General features: G+C 52.1%; 17 protein-coding genes. 9 read left to right on the top strand and 8 right to left on the bottom strand.

Annotation, left to right across the window (positions count from 1 at the left end; translation table 11 throughout):
• Positions 1-77 precede the first annotated feature (77 nt).
• From IE055_RS07925 to IE055_RS07910, 4 genes are all read left to right on the top strand, one after another.
• Positions 78-671, top strand: a complete 594-nt coding sequence (locus IE055_RS07925; RefSeq protein WP_189399586.1) for a LexA family protein — start codon at positions 78-80, stop codon at positions 669-671.
• A gap of 32 nt (positions 672-703) precedes the next feature.
• Positions 704-907, top strand: a complete 204-nt coding sequence (locus IE055_RS07920; protein ID WP_189399584.1) for a type II toxin-antitoxin system Phd/YefM family antitoxin — start codon at positions 704-706, stop codon at positions 905-907.
• Positions 908-997: 90 nt separating this feature from the next.
• On the top strand, positions 998-2,347 hold the full coding sequence (locus tag IE055_RS07915) for a right-handed parallel beta-helix repeat-containing protein (protein WP_189399582.1): 1,350 nt from the start codon (positions 998-1,000) through the stop codon (positions 2,345-2,347).
• 22 nt (positions 2,348-2,369) lie between these two features.
• A complete protein-coding gene (locus tag IE055_RS07910; RefSeq protein WP_189399580.1) occupies positions 2,370-3,251 on the top strand; it encodes an alpha/beta hydrolase family protein in 882 nt (293 codons plus the stop codon).
• Positions 3,252-3,356: 105 nt separating this feature from the next.
• On the opposite strand, the gene IE055_RS07905 is transcribed toward IE055_RS07910, so the two are convergent.
• The 5 genes from IE055_RS07905 to rimK form a co-directional block, all read right to left on the bottom strand.
• Positions 3,357-3,986, bottom strand: a complete 630-nt coding sequence (locus tag IE055_RS07905) for an FMN-binding negative transcriptional regulator (protein WP_189399578.1) — start codon at positions 3,984-3,986, stop codon at positions 3,357-3,359.
• 39 nt (positions 3,987-4,025) lie between these two features.
• Positions 4,026-5,312 (bottom strand): magnesium transporter, encoded by a 1,287-nt coding sequence (mgtE, locus tag IE055_RS07900; RefSeq protein ID WP_189399576.1) that lies wholly within the window; start codon positions 5,310-5,312, stop codon positions 4,026-4,028.
• Positions 5,313-5,429: 117 nt separating this feature from the next.
• A complete protein-coding gene (locus IE055_RS07895) occupies positions 5,430-5,717 on the bottom strand; it encodes a hypothetical protein (RefSeq protein WP_189399574.1) in 288 nt (95 codons plus the stop codon).
• 80 nt (positions 5,718-5,797) lie between these two features.
• A complete protein-coding gene (locus IE055_RS07890; protein ID WP_229794194.1) occupies positions 5,798-6,838 on the bottom strand; it encodes a succinylglutamate desuccinylase/aspartoacylase family protein in 1,041 nt (346 codons plus the stop codon).
• Positions 6,838-7,743 (bottom strand): 30S ribosomal protein S6--L-glutamate ligase, encoded by a 906-nt coding sequence (gene rimK, locus IE055_RS07885; protein WP_189399573.1) that lies wholly within the window; start codon positions 7,741-7,743, stop codon positions 6,838-6,840. The genes IE055_RS07890 and rimK overlap by 1 nt, the downstream gene beginning before the upstream one ends.
• Before the next feature lie 226 nt (positions 7,744-7,969).
• On the opposite strand from rimK, the gene IE055_RS07880 reads away from it, so the two are divergent.
• Positions 7,970-8,257 carry a TMEM165/GDT1 family protein gene (locus tag IE055_RS07880; RefSeq protein WP_189399571.1) on the top strand — a complete coding sequence of 96 codons (288 nt, stop codon included), beginning with the start codon at positions 7,970-7,972 and terminating at the stop codon, positions 8,255-8,257.
• A gap of 15 nt (positions 8,258-8,272) precedes the next feature.
• Here the strand turns inward: IE055_RS07880 and IE055_RS07875 are convergent, their stop codons facing one another.
• From IE055_RS07875 to IE055_RS07865, 3 genes are all read right to left on the bottom strand, one after another.
• Positions 8,273-10,459, bottom strand: coding sequence for a transglycosylase domain-containing protein (locus tag IE055_RS07875; protein WP_189399569.1), 2,187 nt, complete (start codon positions 10,457-10,459; stop codon positions 8,273-8,275).
• Positions 10,449-16,442, bottom strand: coding sequence for an alpha-2-macroglobulin family protein (locus IE055_RS07870; RefSeq protein WP_189399567.1), 5,994 nt, complete (start codon positions 16,440-16,442; stop codon positions 10,449-10,451). The genes IE055_RS07875 and IE055_RS07870 overlap by 11 nt, the downstream gene beginning before the upstream one ends.
• 103 nt (positions 16,443-16,545) lie before the next feature.
• The gene (locus tag IE055_RS07865; RefSeq protein WP_189399565.1) at positions 16,546-17,448 is read right to left on the bottom strand and encodes an aldo/keto reductase; all 903 of its coding nucleotides are present in this window, start codon (positions 17,446-17,448) and stop codon (positions 16,546-16,548) included.
• Positions 17,449-17,781: 333 nt separating this feature from the next.
• Between IE055_RS07865 and IE055_RS07860 the strand changes: the two genes are divergently transcribed.
• The 4 genes from IE055_RS07860 to IE055_RS07845 all read left to right on the top strand — a co-directional run bounded on the left by IE055_RS07860 (position 17,782) and on the right by IE055_RS07845 (position 22,108).
• The gene (locus tag IE055_RS07860) at positions 17,782-18,615 is read left to right on the top strand and encodes a hypothetical protein (protein ID WP_189399563.1); all 834 of its coding nucleotides are present in this window, start codon (positions 17,782-17,784) and stop codon (positions 18,613-18,615) included.
• Positions 18,616-19,187: 572 nt separating this feature from the next.
• Positions 19,188-19,889, top strand: a complete 702-nt coding sequence (locus tag IE055_RS07855) for an FHA domain-containing protein (RefSeq protein WP_189399561.1) — start codon at positions 19,188-19,190, stop codon at positions 19,887-19,889.
• Positions 19,890-19,907: 18 nt separating this feature from the next.
• Positions 19,908-20,693 carry a PP2C family protein-serine/threonine phosphatase gene (locus tag IE055_RS07850; protein WP_189399559.1) on the top strand — a complete coding sequence of 262 codons (786 nt, stop codon included), beginning with the start codon at positions 19,908-19,910 and terminating at the stop codon, positions 20,691-20,693.
• A gap of 74 nt (positions 20,694-20,767) precedes the next feature.
• A complete protein-coding gene (locus IE055_RS07845) occupies positions 20,768-22,108 on the top strand; it encodes a hypothetical protein (protein WP_189399557.1) in 1,341 nt (446 codons plus the stop codon).
• The last annotated feature ends 5 nt before the right edge of the window (positions 22,109-22,113 follow it).

The following is a 22,113-nucleotide window of genomic DNA, read 5'->3' as shown; positions in this document are numbered from 1 at the left end:
GCGCCTTACGCATGAATTCTCTTCGCGGCTTGAAACAAAGCTAGACACGCTCATTTGAATATGTGTACACTATTCAAATGAGCGACATAAAAAACACACATGGTGGTGCGAGACCTGGCGCAGGACGCCCCAAAGGCAGCGGTAAATACAATGAACCGACCAAAGCCATTCGTGTGCCTGAAAGCAGCGTTAGCTACATCAAAGAGTTTCTAACAGGGTACCCAGACGTCATTGAATTTGGGCATGCTGCGCCAGAGCAGGCCGCCAATGTGCATCGACTCGAAATACCCTTATTCAGTTCGCGCGTCGCGGCAGGCATACCCTCACCTGCCGAAGACCATGTTGAAGATACCTTAGACCTGAACGATTATATGGTTCGTCGCCCAGACAGCACCTTTATGTTGCGAGTTGAAGGCGAATCCATGAAAAATGCGGGAATTCTGCCCGGCGATATCCTTATCGTGGATCGGTCTCTTAAAGCCGAACATAACAAAATTGTGATTGCTGCAATTGATGGAGAGCTAACGGTTAAGCGCCTGTATCATCGCGGCGGCTTGGTCAAACTTCTCCCTGAAAATCCCGCCTACCCGGACATCGAACTGGAATCTGAATCAGATCTGGTGATCTGGGGCGTTGTTATCGGCAGTTTCCGCCGCTTTCAATCATTTTGAAACTGGATTCATCTTCCCAAGAGGCACTGATTATGGAACGTATTGATTACCTGGCTGCGCAAACGTCATTAGCCAAAACCATGCGCCGTGTCTGTGAAACCGAACAGGCCATTGCCATTGATGGCGCGGGGAAAGACCAAGTCGTGATGCTCTCATTGCAACAGTATCAAGCACTCGCTGCGCAGTGCTGTGCGCCCGAAACCGAGAGCAGCCCTCAACGTCAGGGCCGACCTTGAGTACACCTCAGCTCTCAACAACCGCAGGTGCTTAACCACAGCATTCAGTAGTAGTCGTCAGCGCGAGTATCTATCGCTATAATTCGGCAAATGACGACCTGCCTGCGATTAACGCTCTTGACGCTACTGCTGTTGCCCGTTTCCTCAGTTGCGCAACCTTCAGCTATTTCACCTTCAGTTCAGCTCTTATTACTGGACGATAACAATTCGCCGCATACGAGCATTCCAGAATTTGGTGCCCCACCCGTCGATGAGTCGAGCCGACCGAAACGAGACTGGATTAGCGCCTTTGATGGTGTAACCGCAACACCGCTTTCAGGGTCACTACAAGCGGCAATAGACGATTGCGATGGCAGCACACTCTGCGTTATCGAAATCGGCCAACTGCAATTGAGTGGTACAGTCTACCTGTATCGATCTAACCTTAAGCTGATCGGCGCGGTTGACAACAAAGTCACTTACACGGGCACTAACAGCGTTTTTTTGATCCCCAGCGGGGTCCACAATATCATTATTGAAGGCTTACAGATCGACGGACGAATTAACAATACACCAAGTTCCCGCGACCCTGATATCTATGGCATTCTGCTATACGGCGACAGCATTGACCGCGTCCTGATTAAAAATAACCATCTACACTACTTACATGGCAAGGACAACGCGCACGGTATCGCAGCTTTGGGTACAGGCAGCAGTGAGGGCTCAGCAATTAGCAATATTATTATTGAACAGAACCGTCTGGAAGACCTGCGCACAGGTTCCAGCGAAGCGATCGCGATCAATGGCAATGTGCGCAACTGGGAAGTCACCCACAACCAGATATCGCGCACGAACAATATCGCGATTGACGCCATCGGTGGAGAAGGCACCTCACCAACACAGACAGTCGCAGGCAGAATATTGCCTGGTAGGCTGGACGCCGCACGCCATGGTTTTATTGAATATAACCAAGTCACTGATATGAGCACGGTGACGAACCCGGCCTATGGCAATCAACATTCGTGGGCTGCGGGAATTTACATCGATGGTGCACGGGACATCACCGTGCGCCACAATACGGTGCAAAATGCACCCTGGGCGTTTGAAGTCGGGGCTGAAAATTGTATCGAAACCAGCAACATCACCCTGACAGACAATACTGCGTCGGACAGTCGATATGGCGACCTGCTAATCGGTGGTTACGCCAGCCGTGGCTACCTTGAGCACTCAGACATAAATTGTGACCCCAACGCCAGCGCGGATGCCGAAGAAGGCCATGGCTACGTGCACCACACCACGATCAAACAAAACAACTTGCAAACCACATCGCCGTTGGAGAGCACGCTCGAAATTTCTAACCGTGTTCGCAATACCATGATCATTCATCCCGGGATCAACGCGCAAAACCCGCAAGGTCAGGTTACCGGCGACCAAAACTCGATTCGGGTCTCGGAGCCTTGATAACAAGAAGAAACTAATCGTTATGAAAATCACTGCACTGCTCATAATCTCAATGACTTACATGATGCTCGGCACAGCTGTGAGCGCAGCGTCCGGCAATAAAGTGAACAACCAACCACCTGCCAGCGTGGTTGAGCTAACCATTCTATCGCAACAACAACGAATGCCGGGCCTCGCGTATTTAGCTCGTGGTCACGGCCCACATCCAACGGCGGTTCTATTGCATGGTTATCCCGGGAATGAAAAAAACCTCGACGTGGCACAAGATCTGCGTCGCCAAGGTTGGAATACGGTGTTTTTCCATTATCGCGGCGCATGGGGCGCGGAAGGTGAATTCTCATTTCTGAATGCTGAACAAGATGTGCAAGCGGTCATCCAGTACTTACAGGCGCAAGAAAACGCGCGCAAACTGCGCGTCGATCCGGCACAAATTTCACTGATTGGACACAGTATGGGTGGGCATATGGCGCTCGCGGGCCTGCTTGACAACCCAAGCGTGCGTTGTGCAGTCAGCTACGACGGCGCTAATCTTGGTGCAGGAAACAAAGGCTTTCTGAGCTCGCCGGAGTCCGCCAGTCTATGGATGGATTACAGCGACACGCTGTTCATGCTCTCTGGCTGGTCGGGCGCCAAGATGCAGCAGGAAGTACTGCAGCACGCAGCACATCTGAACCTAGTGAACCGTGCCAGCCAAGCTAAAGGGCGCCCGATTATGATGATCGTAGCGGACACTGATGTTATTCCGATTGATGAGCACATCACGCCCTTGCGCAATGCACTCAATAATGACGGAGCAACGAACGTGTCGTATCACTTATTATCGGATGATCACAGCTTTTCCAATACACGACCACGTTTAAGCGATCTGACCTACGAGTTTATCGATGGGAACTGTCGCGATTGATGAGTCAGGAAAGCCAGGACAGCGCGGGACAGCTCACGCCAATTCAGTGACTGCAACAGTCGCGCCCTGCACGGTTACTGCTGATGGAAAGCACGTGTTCGATGCTCACTCTGGGTCCGGCATCAACGCAATCATCTGCGCCGAGCTTGTATCTGACTTAGAGGATAATGCGTCGCGCACACTACGCCGATTCTCGACGGGTTGGTTTTGGCTGAGCTTCCATTTTCCTTCGATCGAGTCTATCTGCAATTCGAGACCGACAATTGCTCGCAATAAGGTTCGTGTGTATTTTTCTGGCGCGTCTTCGATGCCCCAAGGTTTGCGTTGGTCGGATTCATGCTGAGACGTAAGCGCCTGTAAAATCGTTCGTATCTCATCGGCATCGTGCTTGAAATAGACGCGACCGCGCACGTGTACCACAGCATAATTCCATGTTGGCACGACGCGCCCATGCTCCTGTTTAGTGGCGTAGTAGTTTGGCGATATATATTGGTTCGGACCGTGAAATATCGCCAACACGGGATCACCGTCTGGTACGGCTTGCCACACTGAATTAGCCTTGGCGACATGGCCAAGCAATCGCTGCCCACTGTCGCTGCCGCACAGCAAAAGCGGCAGGTGCATGGCGTCAACGCCATCGCTGCCAGACCAGGCGAGCGTGGCAAATGGATGATCGCGAATCAGGGCACCTAATTCATCGGCATCCGACTGGCTAAAATGTTTAGGCACATACATGACGCGGTATACACAGTGCAGGAGACTTATCTTCCAAGTCTATACCAGAAGCCAAGCACCCATGCCAAGAAAACTTAAAAATCCAATCACATCGGTCAAGGTGGTCAACACCACCGAACCAGATAAAGCCGGGTCTAGTTTTAATTTCTCTAACGCTACCGGTATTAGCAGTCCGGAAAATGCCGCAGCGAGTAAATTTATCAAAATTGCACAGCCAATCACCAAACCCAGAGTCGCGTTACTAAACCACCAAAACGCGACCAAACCAACCGTCACCGCCCACAAGATACCGTTCAACACGGCGACGCCGAGTTCCTTGACTAATAACGGTCGAATATTGCTGTCGTTAATCTTATCCAATGCTAGCCCCCGAATCACAATCGTCAGTGTTTGACTACCCGCGATCCCGCCCATGCTGGCGACTACAGGCATCAGCACCGCCAGTGCCACGACTTCCTGTAACACAGCTTCAAACTGACCAATTACGAACGAGGCCAAAAAGGCAGTCAGCAGGTTGATACCCAGCCACACTGCCCGTCGTTTTGAAGAAGACACCACTGGGGCAAACAAGTCGTCTTCTTCATCCAGGCCTGCCATACTCATAAACTGGTGATCGGCCTCATCCTGCATAAATGAAATGGCATCGTCGGCGGTAATTCGGCCAAGCAACGTGCCGTGCTCGTCCAACACCGGTGCAGAGATAAAGTGCTTGCGTCGAAATACCATGGTCATATCGGCCAGCGACATCTCTGGGCTGAGAACCGTCGTGCTGTCGATCAGCGGCAGTTCTTTGAGCTGTTCCCCCTCTTCCGCTTGAAGAATGCTCGCTAACGCCACTGCGCCTCGATACTTTTTATCGTGACCAACAATAAATACCTGATCCGTATAGGTTGGAAGATGGTGTGTCCGAATATAACGTAATACTTGCGCGACAGAACGATTCGCGGATAAGGCAATAACATCCCGTTTGAGCCAACGGCCAACCGTGTCCTCGTCATAGTCTAACGACGCTTCGACCGAGGCTTTATCAGCATCTGACAAGCTATCGATAATTTCCTGTGCGACATTGTCCGACACCAAGTCAATAACATCCGCGACATCACTGGCTTCCATGTTTTCTGCCAACTGGACCAGCTCATCCGCCGACGTATTGTCGAGAAGCGCGATCTTGATCTCGTCATGCAGATACGGTAGTGCCTCGCTACGCTCCTTCTGCGACAACGCCAGCCACGCCTCGGCTCGCTCAGCCAGCGGCAAGCTTTCGAGGTTGTGCGCCAGCTCGGTTGGCGAGATACTTGTGTCAAGCGTTTCAGTTACTGCACTCATAATGTTCCGGTCATCGATCCGGCAATGATTGGTTAGCGTTTGTGTGTTGTTGACTGCTGGATAATGAATCAGACAACCCTAACTCATTGCACCCTGGGCAGATCTTATTGTGTCAAATTATGGTCGGTCTTTAGCGGCATCGAGTGTGCCTTTAGTCGACTCAGTGTCAGGCGAATCTGCCTCCATCAAGGTTGATTTACCCAGCGGTTCTGCAGGTTCAATACCCATATTGGCTCGGTAGTCCGACAGACAATTCTCGATGTAAGTGGCAGCGTCTTCTGGCAATAAGCCTTCTGCCGCCTGTTGGCACAGAGCATGTGGATCATACTCCTGAGCCAACAACGAGGTGCTTAGCGGCGTCAAACAGAGCACGACACCGCCGAAGTAGTAGACGGTCTTCAACATATTGCTTCTCCTACGCTACTTGATAGCTGTTCTACTCCACTATTGTTACGAGCATCCGCGTTCCGGGTCAAGCATTGGGACTACACCTGTCCCATTTCGCCCAACAGGCTGGTTGACATGGTTTGGATGTTATCTGCAATGTCTTCCTCTTCTTCGCTAAAGAACGCGATATGGAACATCGCATCCCCTTCTTGCACCAAAGGGATGTTCTGTTTCCCGATGATAATCCCAGTTTTATTCGCCACCACCGAGCCGAAATTCTCTCCCAATGGGTTGCCAATACGAGCCAACACGTCACCTTTTTGCACATAATCGCCTAAGTTGCGTTTGCTCGTGCTCAAACCGCTGTGGCTGGCACGCACCCAGGAACTGTTGTTTGCCACATAGGGCGTAACCTTAGCCCTTGGGGTTTTCAAACGGATCATACCAAGCTTCGACAAGACGCGCTGGATACCGCGCACGCCCGCGCGTATCGACAACTCATCGTAGCGCAGGGCCTGGCCAGCCTCGTACAATAAAATTCGTGTGTCTTGCTCCAAAGCCGCCTGACGTAAAGAACCATCGCGCAAATTGGCATTCAATAACACCGTGACACCGAAGGCCTCAGCCAATTCCAGCGTTTCATCATCTTTTAAATTGGCACGAATCTGCGGCAAATTGGAGCGATGAATTGCGCCCGTATGCAAATCGATGCCGTACTGGCAGTGCCGGACAATCTCATGCATGAATTTGTGTGCCACGATACCCGCCAGCGAGCCCTTAGACGAGCCAGGGAAACAGCGATTTAAGTCCCGTCGATCTGGCATATATCGACTCTGATTTAATACCCCGTAAACATTTACTATCGGTACCAGTATCAACGTTCCTGCGGTCAGTTTAAAGCTTTTCATGCGGATCAGGCGTCGTACGATTTCAATCCCATTAAGTTCATCTCCATGAACGGCAGCCGACACAAACATGGTTGGTCCGGGCTTGCGGCTGCGCATGACATGAACGGGCATGCAGATGTCTGTATCGGTGTACAAACGCACCACCGGCAACTCAATTTGGCGAGTGGCACCAGGTGGAATCGAATGCCCGCCAATAACGAGAGGCGTGAGCGTGTCAGGCTTGACCGCCACTAACCTTTGCCTCGCGTACGAGTGCGATGCGGCTTCGCATTGTCCTCAATAAACTGAAAAATCAGCTCCCCCACATCTTTTCCTGTGGCCTTTTCAATTCCCTCAAGACCGGGAGTTGAATTGACTTCCATCACGACCGGACCGGACGCAGATTGTAAGATGTCGACACCACAGACGTTCAAGCCCATGACCTTAGCAGCATTAACGGCTGTGGCGCGCTCTTCTTTACTGAGCTTAACCAGCGTGGCAGACCCGCCGCGATGCAGGTTAGAACGAAACTCACCGTCCGCCCCTTGGCGTTTCATTGCTGCGACCACTTTACCGCCAACCACAAAACAGCGAATATCGGCACCGCCTGCTTCCTTGATGAATTCCTGCACCAGGATATTGGCGTTCAACCCCATAAAAGCTTCGATAATACTTTCAGCGGATTTATTGTTTTCAGCCAGTACCACACCAATCCCTTGCGTACCTTCTAACAGTTTCACCACCAACGGCGCACCACCAACCGTTTTAATCAGATCCTTAATGTTGGTGGATTTGTTCGCAAACCCAGTCCGAGGTAAGCCCACATTGCGGCGTGACAACAATTGCAGAGAGCGTAGTTTATCGCGCGATCGACTAATGGCCACCGATTCGTTCACAGAAAACGTGCCCATCATTTCAAACTGACGGACCACTGCCGTGCCATAAAAGGTAATCGAGGCGCCAATTCTTGGAATGATCGCATCGTATCGTGGCAACTCCTTGCCGCCATAACGCACTACCGAGCGACTTTTGGTGATGTCCATATAACATTGGAGCGTATCAATCACATCGACCTCATGACCACGAACTTGGCCTGCCTCGACCAGCCGTCGCGTTGAGTACAGTTTTTTATTGCGAGATAAAATCGCGATTTTCATTCAGATTCCCTGACAAGATAAGAGTTTGATGGCGCAAAATTGCGATCACGACTATATCAGATCGGGTCTAATCACAATATTGCGATAAACTGGTTTTTAGCGTTCACACAGCCATTTAACCAACGGAGCTCGCACATAGAATAGACGCACAAATGCCAAAAACCGGTATACTTAGCGGCGCTCTAACACATGACCTCCGACCGGTTTGCCAAGCGCCGATGCAGCCATGGAAATAAAGTTATTTTTTGCCATTTTTTTCTCAGTATTTCTCGCCGAACTAGGTGATAAAACGCAGCTAGCAACCATGTTGTTCGCGGCAGACAAGGATGTAAATAAGTGGCTGATATTCGCGGCTGCCAGCAGCGCGCTGATTGTCGCCACCGCATTAGGCGTTGCCGTCGGCGCCTGGTTGTCGCACCATATTGAAGAACGGTACCTTCACCTGGCCGCCGGCATCGGCTTCATTGCCATTGGCGCCTATACGCTAATGGGTGCAGTCAGCGCGTCGAACTAGTTTGACGCACTGATTTTATCGAACAGTGAACGAGACCGCCGGTGTCAGCATTGGCCGAGCAGCCATGCTGAATACCCGCGCCTGAACTCTAAAATGCCCGCCTTGAAGGGGCCAATCGTAGTGCGCTGTGTGCGTCGTCGCCACCAACTTATCATTCACCAACCACTCCACCTGTTGCACGCGTTCAGACTGATTTAGTCGCAACTCGAGCGCCTCAAACTCGTCGGGTATTCTTGGGTCGCGCGCAACCAGCATCTGATCCACTGGCTGAGCCAATCGATACTCAAGCGCTTGCTCGTGAGTGCGCTTTTCAGCCGGCAACGAGGTTGGCAGAAACCACTCATCCCGCGAAGCGCAATTACCGTCACTAATCAAACCGGAGTCGATACACACCGCGTGTCGTTGTAAATCACGCGCTAAGCGTAAAGGGCGCGTGGCCGTGTGACGATTGAGCTCATTAAACATCGCCCGCATAACCATTGCTGGCCCGGTTGACCCGGTAATATTCTGCATTGGTTGACTGTCGAGGTTGCCCATCCAGACACCGACCAAGTAACGATGATTAAACGCCATCACCCAGGCATCTCGGTAGTCACTGGACGTGCCGGTTTTTACTGCGGTCTGGATCGGCAAATGCAGTGCGCCGCCACGCCCGAATTCTCGACTTCGTGCATCCGCATCGGACAGAATATTAGCGATCAACGTACTGGCCGCATCCGAAAATACACGCTGCCCACTCGCCTTCGAAGCAGCCGAGGTCAGCACGGATAACGGTCGGTAAATACCGCCGCGCGCGAGGGCAGCATAAGCTTCGGCCAACTGGAACAAGCTCAGTTCCGCATTTCCCAATGCGATACCATGCCCATAGTCCACCGAACGCAATGCCAAGTCACGGATGCCGAGCGCGTGAAGACGCGCCAATAAAGGCTCAACACCAACATATTGGGCCGCTTTGATCGCTGGAATATTCAGTGAATTCCCCAGTGCCTCACGCAGTGGGACTTCACCGTAATACTTATTACTGTAGTTCCGGTAGGCATGGACCCCACGCCCCACACCTTCGGTCAACGGGCTGTCGTCAATCAGCGTCGCGGCCGTCCAGCCTTGCTCTAACGCACTGGCGTACACAAACGGCTTGAGTGTGGAACCGGGTTGTCGCTTTACCAGCAGGGTGTCATAGGCAGTCGGCTCTGGGTTAGTGTCAGCGTTGCCCACCGCCCACACCAATACCTCATCTTGCTGATGATCAACCACAATTAACGCCCCATGTTGAACTTGTTGAGTGGCGAGCTGACTCAAGCGACGGTTTAATAACTCTTGTCCAAGAAACTGCAAAGGTGAATCCAAGGTGGTGACAATCTGTGATTTTGGGTCCGCCACCTGACTCTGAACAAACTGTGCAAAATGCTGAACATCCAACGTCGGGCTAGGACGTTGTACTGTCAGTGTCTGCTGCTTCACAGACATCGCTTGTGTCACCACGCCAGCATCCACTGCACGGTCGATCAACAGATTCAACCGACCTTCAATTCGCGCCGTGCTTTTGTATAAATCGAATCGCGATGGTGCCCGTACAAGCACCGCCAGCGCCAGCATTTCTTTTTCGCTCAGCGTTTCAAGATCTCGATCAAAATAGTACGCGGCGGCTTGCGCTACCCCACGCCGTTGAGCGGCATAGGGAACCTGATTCAGGTAGAACTCTAAAATGGTGGCTTTGTCGAACTGACGTTCCAGTAGACGGGCTTCCCAACCTTCAAGCCAGCGCGCCCAAACCGACCTTGGTCGTGGATGCACCATGCGCACCACCTGTTCACTGATGGTGCTTGCACCGCGCACGCCCTCGAATGCCAGTATGTTTTGCAATAGCGCGTTGACACGTGCAGTCCAGTCGATGCCGGCGTGCTGATAAAATCGCTTATCCTCGGCCAAGATAAACGCGTGTTGTAACACCTCAGGGATTCTTTCTAAACGTACTTGCTGATGCACATTCCATTGGTTCTGAAAGGTGACTGTCAACGGCCGATGATCACGATCTAGAAGCTGCGGCTTATTGATCTGGTTGACCACAGCATGAAGGTCTGTGGGTATTGGCCGCATGGCGCGTTCAGTTACCACCGCAAGCACCACTGCCGCAAGAACGCTAATAGCAGCGGCAACCCGCAAGGCTTGACGCAGCCAACGTGGCACGCGACTACTCAGCATGTTCGACCTTTAGGCTGGCGGGAACGCCCATCCCGTACACATCGGGGTCATACATTTCCTCTACTTTTAGTGGCATAACGGAAAAGGTACCGCCCGCAATTGCCTGCGCAGTGTAGCTCAGATAATAGTCACCGGCAGGCAAGTAATCAGAGTAAAAGCGCGCGGCATTGTGGCGCAACTCCTGATGATAAAAACTATACCCAAATCGTCCATAGCCCTGCCAGCTATCGCGTGCGTACCACCAGGAACTTGATGCCCGACCAACTGTGGCCTTATTTGCATCGACCACGGAACTGGTCGCCAGATCACGATTCACCGGCTCCAATCCGCCTGGCACTGGATCATCGATGACCACGAAGTGCCGTGCAGTCGGGGTTGACACAAACAGATCGACCCGCACCAGTTCGCCCTTACGCAATTGCATCGGGCTGGATAATAACTGCCATTGCCCGTCCCGTTCCACCGAGTACTCGCGTCGCACCTCCAACCCCGCATTGACCGGTTCGGCCGCGTCTTCCGTCTTGGCGTAGCGCATACGCACGCTGTAATACACCCGGCCATCACCCTCGCGATCAAGCACCACATCACCGCTTAAACCCGGTTCAACGGGCAGCGCCTCGTCGGCCAGCACCGCCGGCGTATCGCGTAGGTCAGAAAAAACCGCTGCACCTATTGATTGAGATCCGTAGGCGTTGGTGTGCATACTTGCCGTGACGCGAAAATCCGGTTTTGTGCGCTCGTAAAGTCGACTGTAGTCAATCAACGCATTCAGACAGAATAAGTTCTCTTGCGTGTTCTCCCAATGCGCACGGTTGCCGCGAGTCTGAGAGATAGCACGCACTTGCTTAAATGGGATGTCGCCAACGGTATTTAAGGCCGCCGCCGAACGCTGCGATAGGTCGAGCAGCGTTGTTAGAATGGCACAATTAGAACGCAACGGCGTGTGTAACATTTGCGCGTAACCGGGCGAGAGTGTCTCGTTGAACTGAAATTTTCCGCCGGATTGAACACTGTAAGACAGCAAGTTCTGCGTCAAGTTTAAGACCTCATCCTCGGGCGCACCCAATTCCGTCGCCGCCTGCAGAAAATGGGCTTTGCCGAATAAGTCCATGTTTTCCCAATGGGAGCGAAAACGATTTACTTCCGCCAGGTCAACTTGCTTGCGTGCTGCCAATGCAGCCAGCGCTACCGCACGAATCGAAGACCGCATCCCATGCATCGATCGCTCTTGATTGGTAAGGTTGGTTTCATCTCGCCGCAAGTAGGTTTTAAGATACGCATGCAGTTTCTGTTCCACGGTTTCCGGCACGTCATACCCTGCGTCACGCAGCCACACAAAACCCATCGCGGTATACGCACTCAGGTAAGGACTCACGTAGCGATTGTCGTTAATCCAGTAGGTCATGCCGCCATTCGGTGCTTGAAAACTCGCGGCACTGGCTAAGGTTTCGGTTACCAGCTGCTGGTTATTCTCCCAAGCCAAACTCGCTGGCAGATACGCCTTCAACTCCGTGTATTGTGCGGCAGCAAGTCCTTTACTTAGGCGCTGTTCCCAGCAGAAATATGGGTAATCGCGTAGGTATTCAAAAGCACCGCTGATATTCGCGATAACCGAGGGCGATACATGTACACTCAAGCCTCCAACATCTGAGTAAATACCACTCGGGAATGCGAACGGTTCCTGCACGCTGGCTTGCGTGGTGGTGCCATAAGTTGCCGCGGTGACGAGCGATCGCCGCTGACCAACCGTCAAATGATGCTCGATTGCGTCCTTATCTTCAGCGTCGCCGGCTTGTGCGTAAAAGGCAATTTCGCCGGGCTGATCTGCGGAGATATCCATCCACACCTGAGCGCGCTGGTACGGCTCAAGATCAAGCCTCATGGATTTGCTAACCGGGTGTGCTAAGGCGCTCCCGGCGGCACGCAGGTCGACATTCAACGTACGCGCTTTGTCGGTTCGATTCATCACACTGAAACCGGCCTGTACAGTGTCCGATGCCGTTAGTTGGTTCGGCATCACTGGTCGCAACTCGGTCGGCCGATTGACCTTAAACTGCGCTTCCCCCAAGCCCATTTTCTCATCTTTGCTGACCGCCATCGCAAACACACGCCAGCCGGTCAGATTGTCGGGCAGCGTGAAGTCCACCTCCGCACGACCACGCTTATCCAACGCCAGCGCTGGATTCCAGTAGGCGACAAACTTCATGATGTTTCGAAGATCAGTACTTTCTTCACTGCCACCCCCGCCTGGGCTGGCACCTTTCTTTTCAAACTTCTGACGCCCGACTAAGCGCATTAACAGGTTATAGTTCATCACGCCAAGTGACTCTAGGTGATTAAACCCGTGAAGTGGATCATAATAACGCTTGCCACTGAGATTAAGGTCGAATACGGCTTCATCAATCACCACCAACGCGACTTCAACTGGCATTTTTTTACCGATTTTTGGTTCAGCAGCCAGCTCGATGGTGACCTTCTCGCGTGGGCGATAAATTTCCTCATTCGTGGACACCGACACCACCAGTTCTTTGGCATCGTCATTCACGGTCAGCTTTGTGTACCCCAGCTTGAATGCCGGCTTGCCAAGGTCTACTTGATTCTCGCCTAAAGGTCGATCCACGCGGGGCGAGGCCAGCAACACAGAAACATAAATACCAGGGTAATCATCACCTTCGATAGGAACTTGGATAATCGGTGTACTTACGTCCAGTACTTGCGTCCACTGACGGCGTACACCATAGCGCTCCACCGTGATTAGCGCTTGTGCGCCGGGGTACGGATTTTTCACCAGAATGTTGGCAGTATCACCAAACCGATATTGCTCCGCATCAGCTATTAACTCCAGCTCTCGGTCGCTATTTCCCCAAACAACATGCCCCTTGCCGGTAACCCAGGTTGACAACACAGCACTGTTCGAGCGCTGATGTGTATCGTTGATCTGTGCTGTGACCCGGTAGCTTCCAGCCTCGCTGGGGGTAAATTCACAGACTTGAGCCTTTGCCTTTCCGGTGAGCTGGCATTCTGCGACGTTAACCCATTTTTGCGTGTATTGGGTCAAGTATGCGCTACCGGCACTTTTAACGCGTGCAGCCTTAGTTGCAAAATATTCCACGACCACGCTAACCGGCGTGTCATCAACTGGTGTCCCGTGTGCGTCGACCACCAATACCTCGGTGCTCGCGATTTTGCCGGCGGTGTGCACCCATTTGGTATTTTTAAGACCAACAAAACGATCGCGGCCAATAAAGTCCGCCGTGGCACTGCTGGCAACGTATTTTCCGCGCTCGTCTCGCACTGCGGTTTCAACCATTATGCGGCCAAACTGCGTACTGTATTCTTCCAAACCAACCTGCGTGACCAATTCGCCTTGTGGGTTCACTTTGGCTACCGATTGATGGACGGTGTGCCTACCCTGACTCGATTGCGCGGCAAACCGAAACCCTTTGGCAACAGGGTGCGAACTGCTGAACTGTCTGGGCCGCAATATAGCCGTCACGCGTGCCTCCGCATCCGCGTACGGACCACCAGCATGCATGGCAGCGACTGAATCGACTGTCATCATGTCATTAGGACCAAACTGGTCACCATTCAGTTCTGTCGTTACGCGAAATGGCGCTGGCGTAAAATCGCTGATCAGTACCCGCATGGGCGACAAACTGGTTGTTTGATTCCCCTCTTGGCGCCGTAGGTTAAACTGATACCAACCGACCGGCGCAGTCTCTGGCACGGTGAATTCGCCGTCCACGGCGCCGAACTCAGACAGCGTTAGCGCCTTGCGCTCTGCCACCACCTGCCCTTTCGGGTCGATGATTTGCAAGGCGTAGCCCGAACTCGGTGGCGCTACCCAGTGATCATTGCTCTGGTTACGGACGTAGATTTTGTATTGCACGGTATCGCCAATTTTGTACACGCCTTGTGCAGTAGTCCCCCAAGCGTATAAATACCCATCGCGGGCCTGCATTTGCGGCCACACATTACTCCAGACGAGATAACTATTATCCAACGGCAACACAGCCATGTCAGCGCCTTTACTGAGCTTGAGGATGAGGCGTTGATCATCGAAATAGTTCACGTAACGCCATTTCAGTGTTGGGTCTATCTCCGCCTGACCAGGCAACTCGGCAACGCCATGGCGGTCAGTGATGACGACATCTGTGACCGCCTTAGTCTCGTCACTCAATGCCGTCATTCCGCTGTAACGATCCAAATCCAATCGCACCTTCACACCGGCAACTGGTTTTCCGGTCTGTAAGCTGGTAACCCAAACCATACTTTTGAAATGCCCGAACTTTAGGTGCACTTGAAACGGGGTTACCTGCGCCACAAATTCTGGCCGGTAGTGATCCAAGCCCGGATACGTAGACTCCGCACTCAGGGTGCCCGTTACCAACCCGGATTTGCCGCCCAGCATCGCGCGCACGCCCAGCGGCACGGCGTAAGCAATGTCCTCCACCTCGGGGAGTGGTTTGCGGTAACTCAACCCGGTTTCTGCCTCGCTCATCGTGGTTCGTGTGTACCCATCAACCACAAGCTCGTCCAGATTGGTGACCGTCACCGGCAGCTCGGTATCCAACGTTTTTTCGAATACCGCATGACGGTGATCCAACTGGTAATTAGGCAGCCGATGCGCGGTCAAAAAACTCATGCTAATGGGCCTATCGAGCGTTCGATGTAACTCATCACGTAACTCAGCGACAGACTCCAGTTTGTACTCGTCGTAGGCTTTTAGCACTTCCGGCAGCACCATTCGATACGGTCGATTGTCGCCGAACCGAAAACGGCGGTTAAAAAAGTTCTCGATGAGGTAACGATCCTGACGCGTCGACCAAGGGTCGTAATCGGGTATGCCTCCTGCCAAATCCGGCGTGACGCTAAGATGTGCTTTTGCTGTTTGATAACTCACAGGCGTCGAAAAAACCAACGCAGCAGATTGCAATGGTAGACATTCCGCCAAGCCATCGTAGGCGTGATCACCTGTGTCCGATTCGCGCAACTGAGTTTGCGCTGAATATCGTGGTTGAATTCGATTGGAGGTGACCCGCATGTTACCGTCAGTGTATGACTGCTGTCGGCACTCAACACCCAGAAACTCAAATTTGGGCAAGGCACTGAATGTGTGTACTTTATTGTCTGTAGTGCCGCGCACCGCCCCCCACACCGAACGGAGTCCAGCAGTCAGTTGCAATCGAACTAAGGCACCGGCAGGCAACGCGTTCACCGGCGATAAATTCCACGCATAACGAGCTTGATCGTAGGCATTTCTGCGCGCTTGCAAGGCCAACTGCACTTCGGGCGCAGGTTCGGCATCGTCACGTGGTTTAGGCAATGGACTCTGGCTTTCAAAAGCAGATTGCGCGGTTGCCTGCAAGAATAAGGCGTCGTAGTCCGAGTTGTGCGCGTTGTCGGCTTGTAAGTCGATGGCATTCCCCTTAGATCTGAGGCGCAAACTGGCCAGTACCGACGCGCGACTTACTGGCTGGTTGAACTGAACCCGCATCACCGGCCGCGCTGCGTCAGTCCACTGGTGCAGGTACACACCTTGGATTGCGGGTCGAATGGTGGTGAAGCTGAATTGCTCAGCGTGCGGCATCGTGACGCCGTCCAGTGTTTGAATTCCAGGGTTAACGTGTATCGTGTAGCGCGTGGCAAGCTGCAGCGCATCGGCTTTATCCAATTGGCATGCTAACGAGCTGGTGTCCAGCCAGAGCCACGCACAATTCACTTTCGGCGTGATCGAAATAGGCACTGCGTCGGATTCGCGCTGCATATCACCTACCGCCACCACCGGCTGATTGAACTTGAACACGATCTGTCGATTGGACACCGGCACTTCCTCGCCGCTCGGCGTCACGCGCAACAAGGCAAGTTCATCCTTGGCTTGATTGAACGTTGCCGAATCAAAAGTGGCTTGTGCCCACGCGCCATGACTGACGCTTAGACACAACCCGCAAAGCAATTGAGAGAAAAATTTTAGAGTTTGCATCGACCAGATCTCGTTTTGGATTTCCTTACTGAGTATGAGTATGCCGACACACACCGGCATCCTGCATGGTGTTTTTGTGAATAATGTGTGTGGTGGTACTACATCATGGCACTCCGTGTCCCATTGAGGCCACCCAAATGCGGTACCACTGTTCCTGACTTAAACTCAGATTTAACGCGTCTACTGCCCGCTGAACTCGCGTAATATCACCACTGCCGATAATCACCACCGGTTTAGACGGCAGGCGGCGTACCCAAGCGTAGACCACCTGATCAATCGCGTCGACGCTAAGTTCATTGGCAATATCTTCCAGCGTATGGCGTAGACGCGTCATCTGCGTGGACTGATCACCAAAGATATGCCCACCGGCCAAACATGACCAGGCCATTGGGCGAACGCGATGCTGTTGTAGAAATTCCAGCGTACCGTCGTTCACGGTGTTCAAATTTACGGGATTGATTTCCACTTGATTGGTCACCAATGGTTTTTCGAGTCGGGACTGTAATAAGGCAAACTGCGTGTTGGTGAAGTTGGACACTCCGAAGTGTTGCACCTTGCCCTCTTGGTGCAGCTCGTTGAAAGTGTCCGCCACGGCGTCGGCGTCCAACAATAAATCTGGTCGATGGAGCAGCAGCACGTCCAAATAATCCGTGCCAAGTCGGCGCAGTGAGGTCTCCACTGACGCGCGTATCGCGTTTGGGCTCGCATCGTAGTGATTGACCCGCACATCCTGATGGTCGACCAACTCAATCCCGCACTTTGAAACGATTTCCAGCTTACTGCGTAAACTCGGTTGCAGTTTTAGCACGTCACCGAACAACGCCTCGCAACTCGGATCACCGCCATAGACATGCGCATGATCAACCGTCGTGATACCTAACTCTAGGTGTTGTTCAAGAAAACGAAGATGCGACTGCAATGAACGATCCCACTCGCCCATTCGCCAATACCCTTGCACCAATTCGGAAAAAGCCGGTCCATCCGGCACAACATGTACTTTTTGCATTTTTCAAAGATCCAAAAGGATTAGGAAACCACCGAGACATTAAAACGGTCTCAGATTGATGCGCATTGCCAGTGTATCAATGTGTTTCACATCTTGTGCAGAAAGCGACTGTCCACGAGTAACACATTGAGTCACGACACACTCAAAGACCATGCACCGACAGCAATAACCGATCGATGACTCCCTAGGTTGTCGAAGTCACCATGGTAACGCACTCCGTTGCTAGAACGAACTCCAATCCACTGACGGTCAAATCATACTGGACGCCACACTGCTTCCGAATTAAGCTAGTGGCCCCGCGTATGGGATGCACTCAACAATACAGAGGAATTTATGAAAAACTGGCTCTCCAAATTCACACTGGCTGCGGTACTTCTGCTCGGGTTAACAGCCTGCATCGAGGAACGCGTCGTTGTCAAAGTTAAAAAAGACGGCTCCGGTTTCGTCGAGCACTATTCGTATAACAGCATGGAAGATGCGATGAGTGGTTTTCTCTCAGGGTTAGCCGATGAACAAGGTGTTGAGGGCGGAGCCGATGCGGCCGAAGCCAAACTCAAGAATGAGTATGATGATCAGTATTTCGAAGACTTTGCGCGCGAAATGGGCGACGGCGTGACGGTCAAACAGTATCAGTTGGGCAGTAATGAAATGGGAATGCGCGGTTACCACGCCACGTATGCGTTTGATGACATCAATAGCATTGCAGTGAAAATGCGTGAGTCATTGGGTGATGAAGAGAAAGGCGCCGAAGTCGCAGAGCAAAAAGATGCACTGACCCAAGTGCCGGACTTCTCGATGCAGGATGGTGTGTTGAAAATCCGCATTCCACACGAATACGACGCCAACGACCAAGTCAATGTCAGCGACGATGGCATGGACGATATGCCACCACAAATGTTGGGCATGATGGCTGCAATGTTCCAAGGTATGCGTATCGCCATCAGCATTGAAGGTTTGGACGACATCAAATCAACCAACGCGATTCACCACGACGGCAACACTGTCGTTTTGACCGACTTCAAAATGGATAAACTGATGAGCAATATGGATAACCTGAAAAAAATGCAGTCCTTTGGTTCGCTACCACGAGAAGAAATGCAAGCACTCTCCAATCAGCTGGATGGGATGGACATCGATTTGCAGGAGCAAATAGTTATCCGCTTCTAACCTCGCTATTTTCGGCCTGAATCATGTCCAAGATTCAGGCCGCTTCGCTCGGCTTAAATCATGCCATTTCGACCAGGATGATCGAAAAAATTAAAAGCCACACCTCGTTGAACTTTTACGGCTCAAGGCGACACTCATGATTGAGACCAGCGCTTTGCGCACTGGCTTCAACAACGGCGACATTCTGCAATTACCCACTGATAAGCCCGATAAACCAACATTTTTAAACGCAAATTGCGTCATGATTCATGGTCATTCGCTTTGAAGTCTGGTGAGAAATATGCTCATATGCTGAGCAGTGGTCCTCGAAAATGGTCCGATCAAGTGCAATATTTTTTTCAATGTGACGGTCAGAAGTAATCTCGCTCTGCGATTCTACTTTGTATCGGAGCCGCAATTGTTCTAGCCCTTGGACGAGAAGTAAGCAGTGATAATGCCGACCTAGGTCGCACAATCTAAGGTCATCCGACGCAAGTTCAACATTGCTAGCGAGTATGAACGCGCAGATGATCACCGACAACAACTAACACTAATACACAACATTAGTACTCCAGCACATAGGATATATCGTTATGGGTTACATTCGGGTTTACTGTGGTAATGAGTTAAAGACACAACTGGAACTGGGTGAAGAGCGCATCACACTCGGTCGGGTCGACGACAACACGATCGTCCTGCCCGACCCTGGGGTATCGCGCGTTCACGCCGCCATCGAATACCAGGACGGCGATTATTACGTGGTTGACCTTGAGAGTCAGAATGGTGTTTTTCTCAACAATGAAAAAGTTAACCGCGAGAAACTGAAATACTGGGATGAAATTCAAATTCATAACTTTGTCATCAAATTTATGGCGAAGGCTGGCATTGGCGCCACGAACGACCAAGATTTGGATGCTTCACAAAGCGTCGCGTCAGACAAAACAGAGTTCTATAACCTGACCGACAAGACTGAGCTTGATAAGCTAAGACAGAAGACCAAGCAGTGTTATGTGACCTATAAAACGGCATCCGGCGAACCGCAAAAACTGCTCATCCAGAAACCGCGAACGATTATTGGTGGCGGTAAAAATGCCGATATCAAAACGTCCGGCTGGTTTGCCCCGGCAATCGCGGCAACGATTGAACGCCAAGGCAGCAGCTACGAGCTAGTTCCGCATAAACGTGGAAACGCTATTTTTCAGAACAAGCAAGTTGTCGACCCCGTCAAACTGATCGATGGCAGCGGATTCATCGTGCGAGACATTGAATTCGAATTCTTTAATCGACTCGATTAAAGCTCGAAACTCAGCGTCATGCCCTGGAATTGCGTAGTCGATACCGAGATCGGCGATCGAGATGAGCAACAAGATCGCTTTTTGATGGCACAAAGCCCCACGGGTGAACGGTGCCTGTTGGTGGTGGCGGACGGTGCCGGCGGACACAAAACCGGTGGCGCGGCGGCGGAAGCTGCGATTGAATACATACATGCACAGCTGACGAACTTGCTAAACAGTCAGAATCCACAAACCGCCCTGCACGAACTAATTCAGGACTGTAATGAACGCGTTCTCAATGTCGGTGGTGACGAACTGGCATGCACCACACTGGTACTCGTGCTAACACACGAAGACCAACTATTCTGGGGGCACGTTGGTGACAGTCGCGCCTACTTGATTCGAGATGGTGAAACCGTACTCAGAACCACAGACCACTCCATGGTCGAATTGCAGCGTTCGGATCCGACAGCCGTGCCTGAGACTGAGGATGCGGTAACGCCAAATCAACTTTATATGTGCCTGGGAGCGCTCGACGACGTGCTCCCCGATACTGACAGCAGCGTGGCGCGCGAAGGAGACACCTTACTGCTTTGTAGTGATGGCCTTTGGAGTCAAGTCGATATGCAATCGGTAACTCGCGCGCTCAGCAGTGCACCGATGACCACAGAATTGCTACGCAAATGGGCAGGTTTGGCAAAAGCGGGCGGTGCAGGCCAGAGCGACAATATAACTCTGATCGCAGCGCGATATTACACCAAACCAAGCCTGCTTGAACGTCTCTTCTCCGCCATCAGAAAGCCAGTAGACAAACTACGTAATTGAAAAGCCGATAGCGGTTATCACTGCTCAGCAGCCCGGCCGCCGAACACCCTCCATGACAAAACTGGACGGACCAAATGAATAAAAACACACCACGCCTACACCAATACAACCACCTCAAATGCCTACCTCTGCTGTTGACTGCATGGTGTGCGACACCTGCGCTCAGCGAAACGCTCGACGTGCAACTTGAAGTCAAGGCAAACTACCGCTATAGCGACCAAACACGGTTCCCAACTGGCTTTCCCTTTAGTCCAATTCAATTACCCGTCGGTGCAGAGTCCGCATTTATTGAAACTGTCGACGAAGGCGGCCATGCAGAGATTTCGCTCATTAGCGCCGCAGGCAAGTGGCAACTCGCTGACGCCGTGCAGTTGCAATTTAAGCTTGACGCCATTGACCTGTACGATCGAAACCCAACCTCAGGCGACCACAAAATAGATGTCGATGCTCTGTTTCTGCGCTACGGAGATGCCTTCGGAGCCACTCGCCTTCCAACACGCAACAGCGCGTACGCGCAGATCGGAAAATTCAAGAAGTTTGAGCAACAACGCGAGCGCCGGACCGAGAGCTATGGCGTGGTGTCAACCGCATTTAATCGGTTGGAAGATAGCGGTATTGAAGCCGGTTTTGACCTGGCTTCCGGTTTTTACGGTCGACTCAGTTACACAACCGGTAACCCAGTCTTTATCCGCGATGCACACGCGTTAGCCGGTGACAATGGAACGGAAGAATTCCGCGTCCCACCGAATAGTAACCCCGACCCCGAGCTCAAAAGCGGCATCGTCATGTTGTACGATGCCGAGGTTGAGGACTTTGATTTATCGAGCAACCCGGAGCTTGGCATCGGCCTCGGATATCGATTCAATTCCGCTGATCAAAAACACAGACTCGGACTGCTCGCATACCATTATGAGCGTGATCTGGCGAAGACACGCAAATTAAATGGCACTTTTTATGGCGGCGACTTGGATTTACTGGACCTGAGCGATGTTCCGGGCGCAGAAGGTATTCGCTTGCCCACCACGTCCACGCAGAAAACGGAGAGTGGTATTAACGCCTGGTACTACATGGGTGATTTTGCTCTCTTCTCTCAATACGTCAAACAGGACTTGGCTGGCCTGGATCGCGACGGTTTCGAAGTGGAAGCCAGCTATGTGTTTAATACCCCGATTGCCATCACACCGGTGATTCGATACTCCAAACTAAGTAATGATTTCGCTGGCCACCCTGCGTTTCCAACCCCCAGCCTAACCTGGGACTGGCGCAAAATCGATTATGCGCTGAATGTGGATTTTTCCGACCGGCTGCGCCTGATCATCGAATATGCCGACAATCAAGTAGAACGTGCCGGTCGCTGGGAGGACCACGATGAATGGCTACTGACATTACGCTGGCAAATGGGCTTCAAGCGCTAGGCTGA

Origin of the sequence: Arenicella chitinivorans (genome assembly GCF_014651515.1) — a bacterium.
Taxonomy (GTDB): Bacteria; Pseudomonadota; Gammaproteobacteria; order Arenicellales; family Arenicellaceae; genus Arenicella; species Arenicella chitinivorans.
Note: the sequence above shows the minus strand (reverse complement) of the source record. Positions and strands in the feature narration are given on the sequence as shown.

Excerpts from the sequence above, each read along its gene's own strand:
- IE055_RS07925 (WP_189399586.1), top strand. The coding sequence starts at position 78 with ATGAGCGACATAAAAAACACACATGGTGGTGCGAGACCTGGCGCAGGA.
- IE055_RS07855 (WP_189399561.1), top strand. The coding sequence starts at position 19,188 with ATGGGTTACATTCGGGTTTACTGTGGTAATGAGTTAAAGACACAACTG.
- IE055_RS07905 (WP_189399578.1), bottom strand. The coding sequence starts at position 3,986 with ATGTATGTGCCTAAACATTTTAGCCAGTCGGATGCCGATGAATTAGGT.
- mgtE (WP_189399576.1), bottom strand. The coding sequence starts at position 5,312 with ATGAGTGCAGTAACTGAAACGCTTGACACAAGTATCTCGCCAACCGAG.
- IE055_RS07920 (WP_189399584.1), top strand. The coding sequence starts at position 704 with ATGGAACGTATTGATTACCTGGCTGCGCAAACGTCATTAGCCAAAACC.
- IE055_RS07875 (WP_189399569.1), bottom strand. The coding sequence starts at position 10,459 with ATGCTGAGTAGTCGCGTGCCACGTTGGCTGCGTCAAGCCTTGCGGGTT.
- IE055_RS07845 (WP_189399557.1), top strand. The coding sequence starts at position 20,768 with ATGAATAAAAACACACCACGCCTACACCAATACAACCACCTCAAATGC.
- IE055_RS07880 (WP_189399571.1), top strand. The coding sequence starts at position 7,970 with ATGGAAATAAAGTTATTTTTTGCCATTTTTTTCTCAGTATTTCTCGCC.
- IE055_RS07870 (WP_189399567.1), bottom strand. The coding sequence starts at position 16,442 with ATGCAAACTCTAAAATTTTTCTCTCAATTGCTTTGCGGGTTGTGTCTA.
- IE055_RS07895 (WP_189399574.1), bottom strand. The coding sequence starts at position 5,717 with ATGTTGAAGACCGTCTACTACTTCGGCGGTGTCGTGCTCTGTTTGACG.
- IE055_RS07865 (WP_189399565.1), bottom strand. The coding sequence starts at position 17,448 with ATGCAAAAAGTACATGTTGTGCCGGATGGACCGGCTTTTTCCGAATTG.
- IE055_RS07915 (WP_189399582.1), top strand. The coding sequence starts at position 998 with ATGACGACCTGCCTGCGATTAACGCTCTTGACGCTACTGCTGTTGCCC.
- IE055_RS07910 (WP_189399580.1), top strand. The coding sequence starts at position 2,370 with ATGAAAATCACTGCACTGCTCATAATCTCAATGACTTACATGATGCTC.
- IE055_RS07850 (WP_189399559.1), top strand. The coding sequence starts at position 19,908 with ATGCCCTGGAATTGCGTAGTCGATACCGAGATCGGCGATCGAGATGAG.
- IE055_RS07860 (WP_189399563.1), top strand. The coding sequence starts at position 17,782 with ATGAAAAACTGGCTCTCCAAATTCACACTGGCTGCGGTACTTCTGCTC.
- rimK (WP_189399573.1), bottom strand. The coding sequence starts at position 7,743 with ATGAAAATCGCGATTTTATCTCGCAATAAAAAACTGTACTCAACGCGA.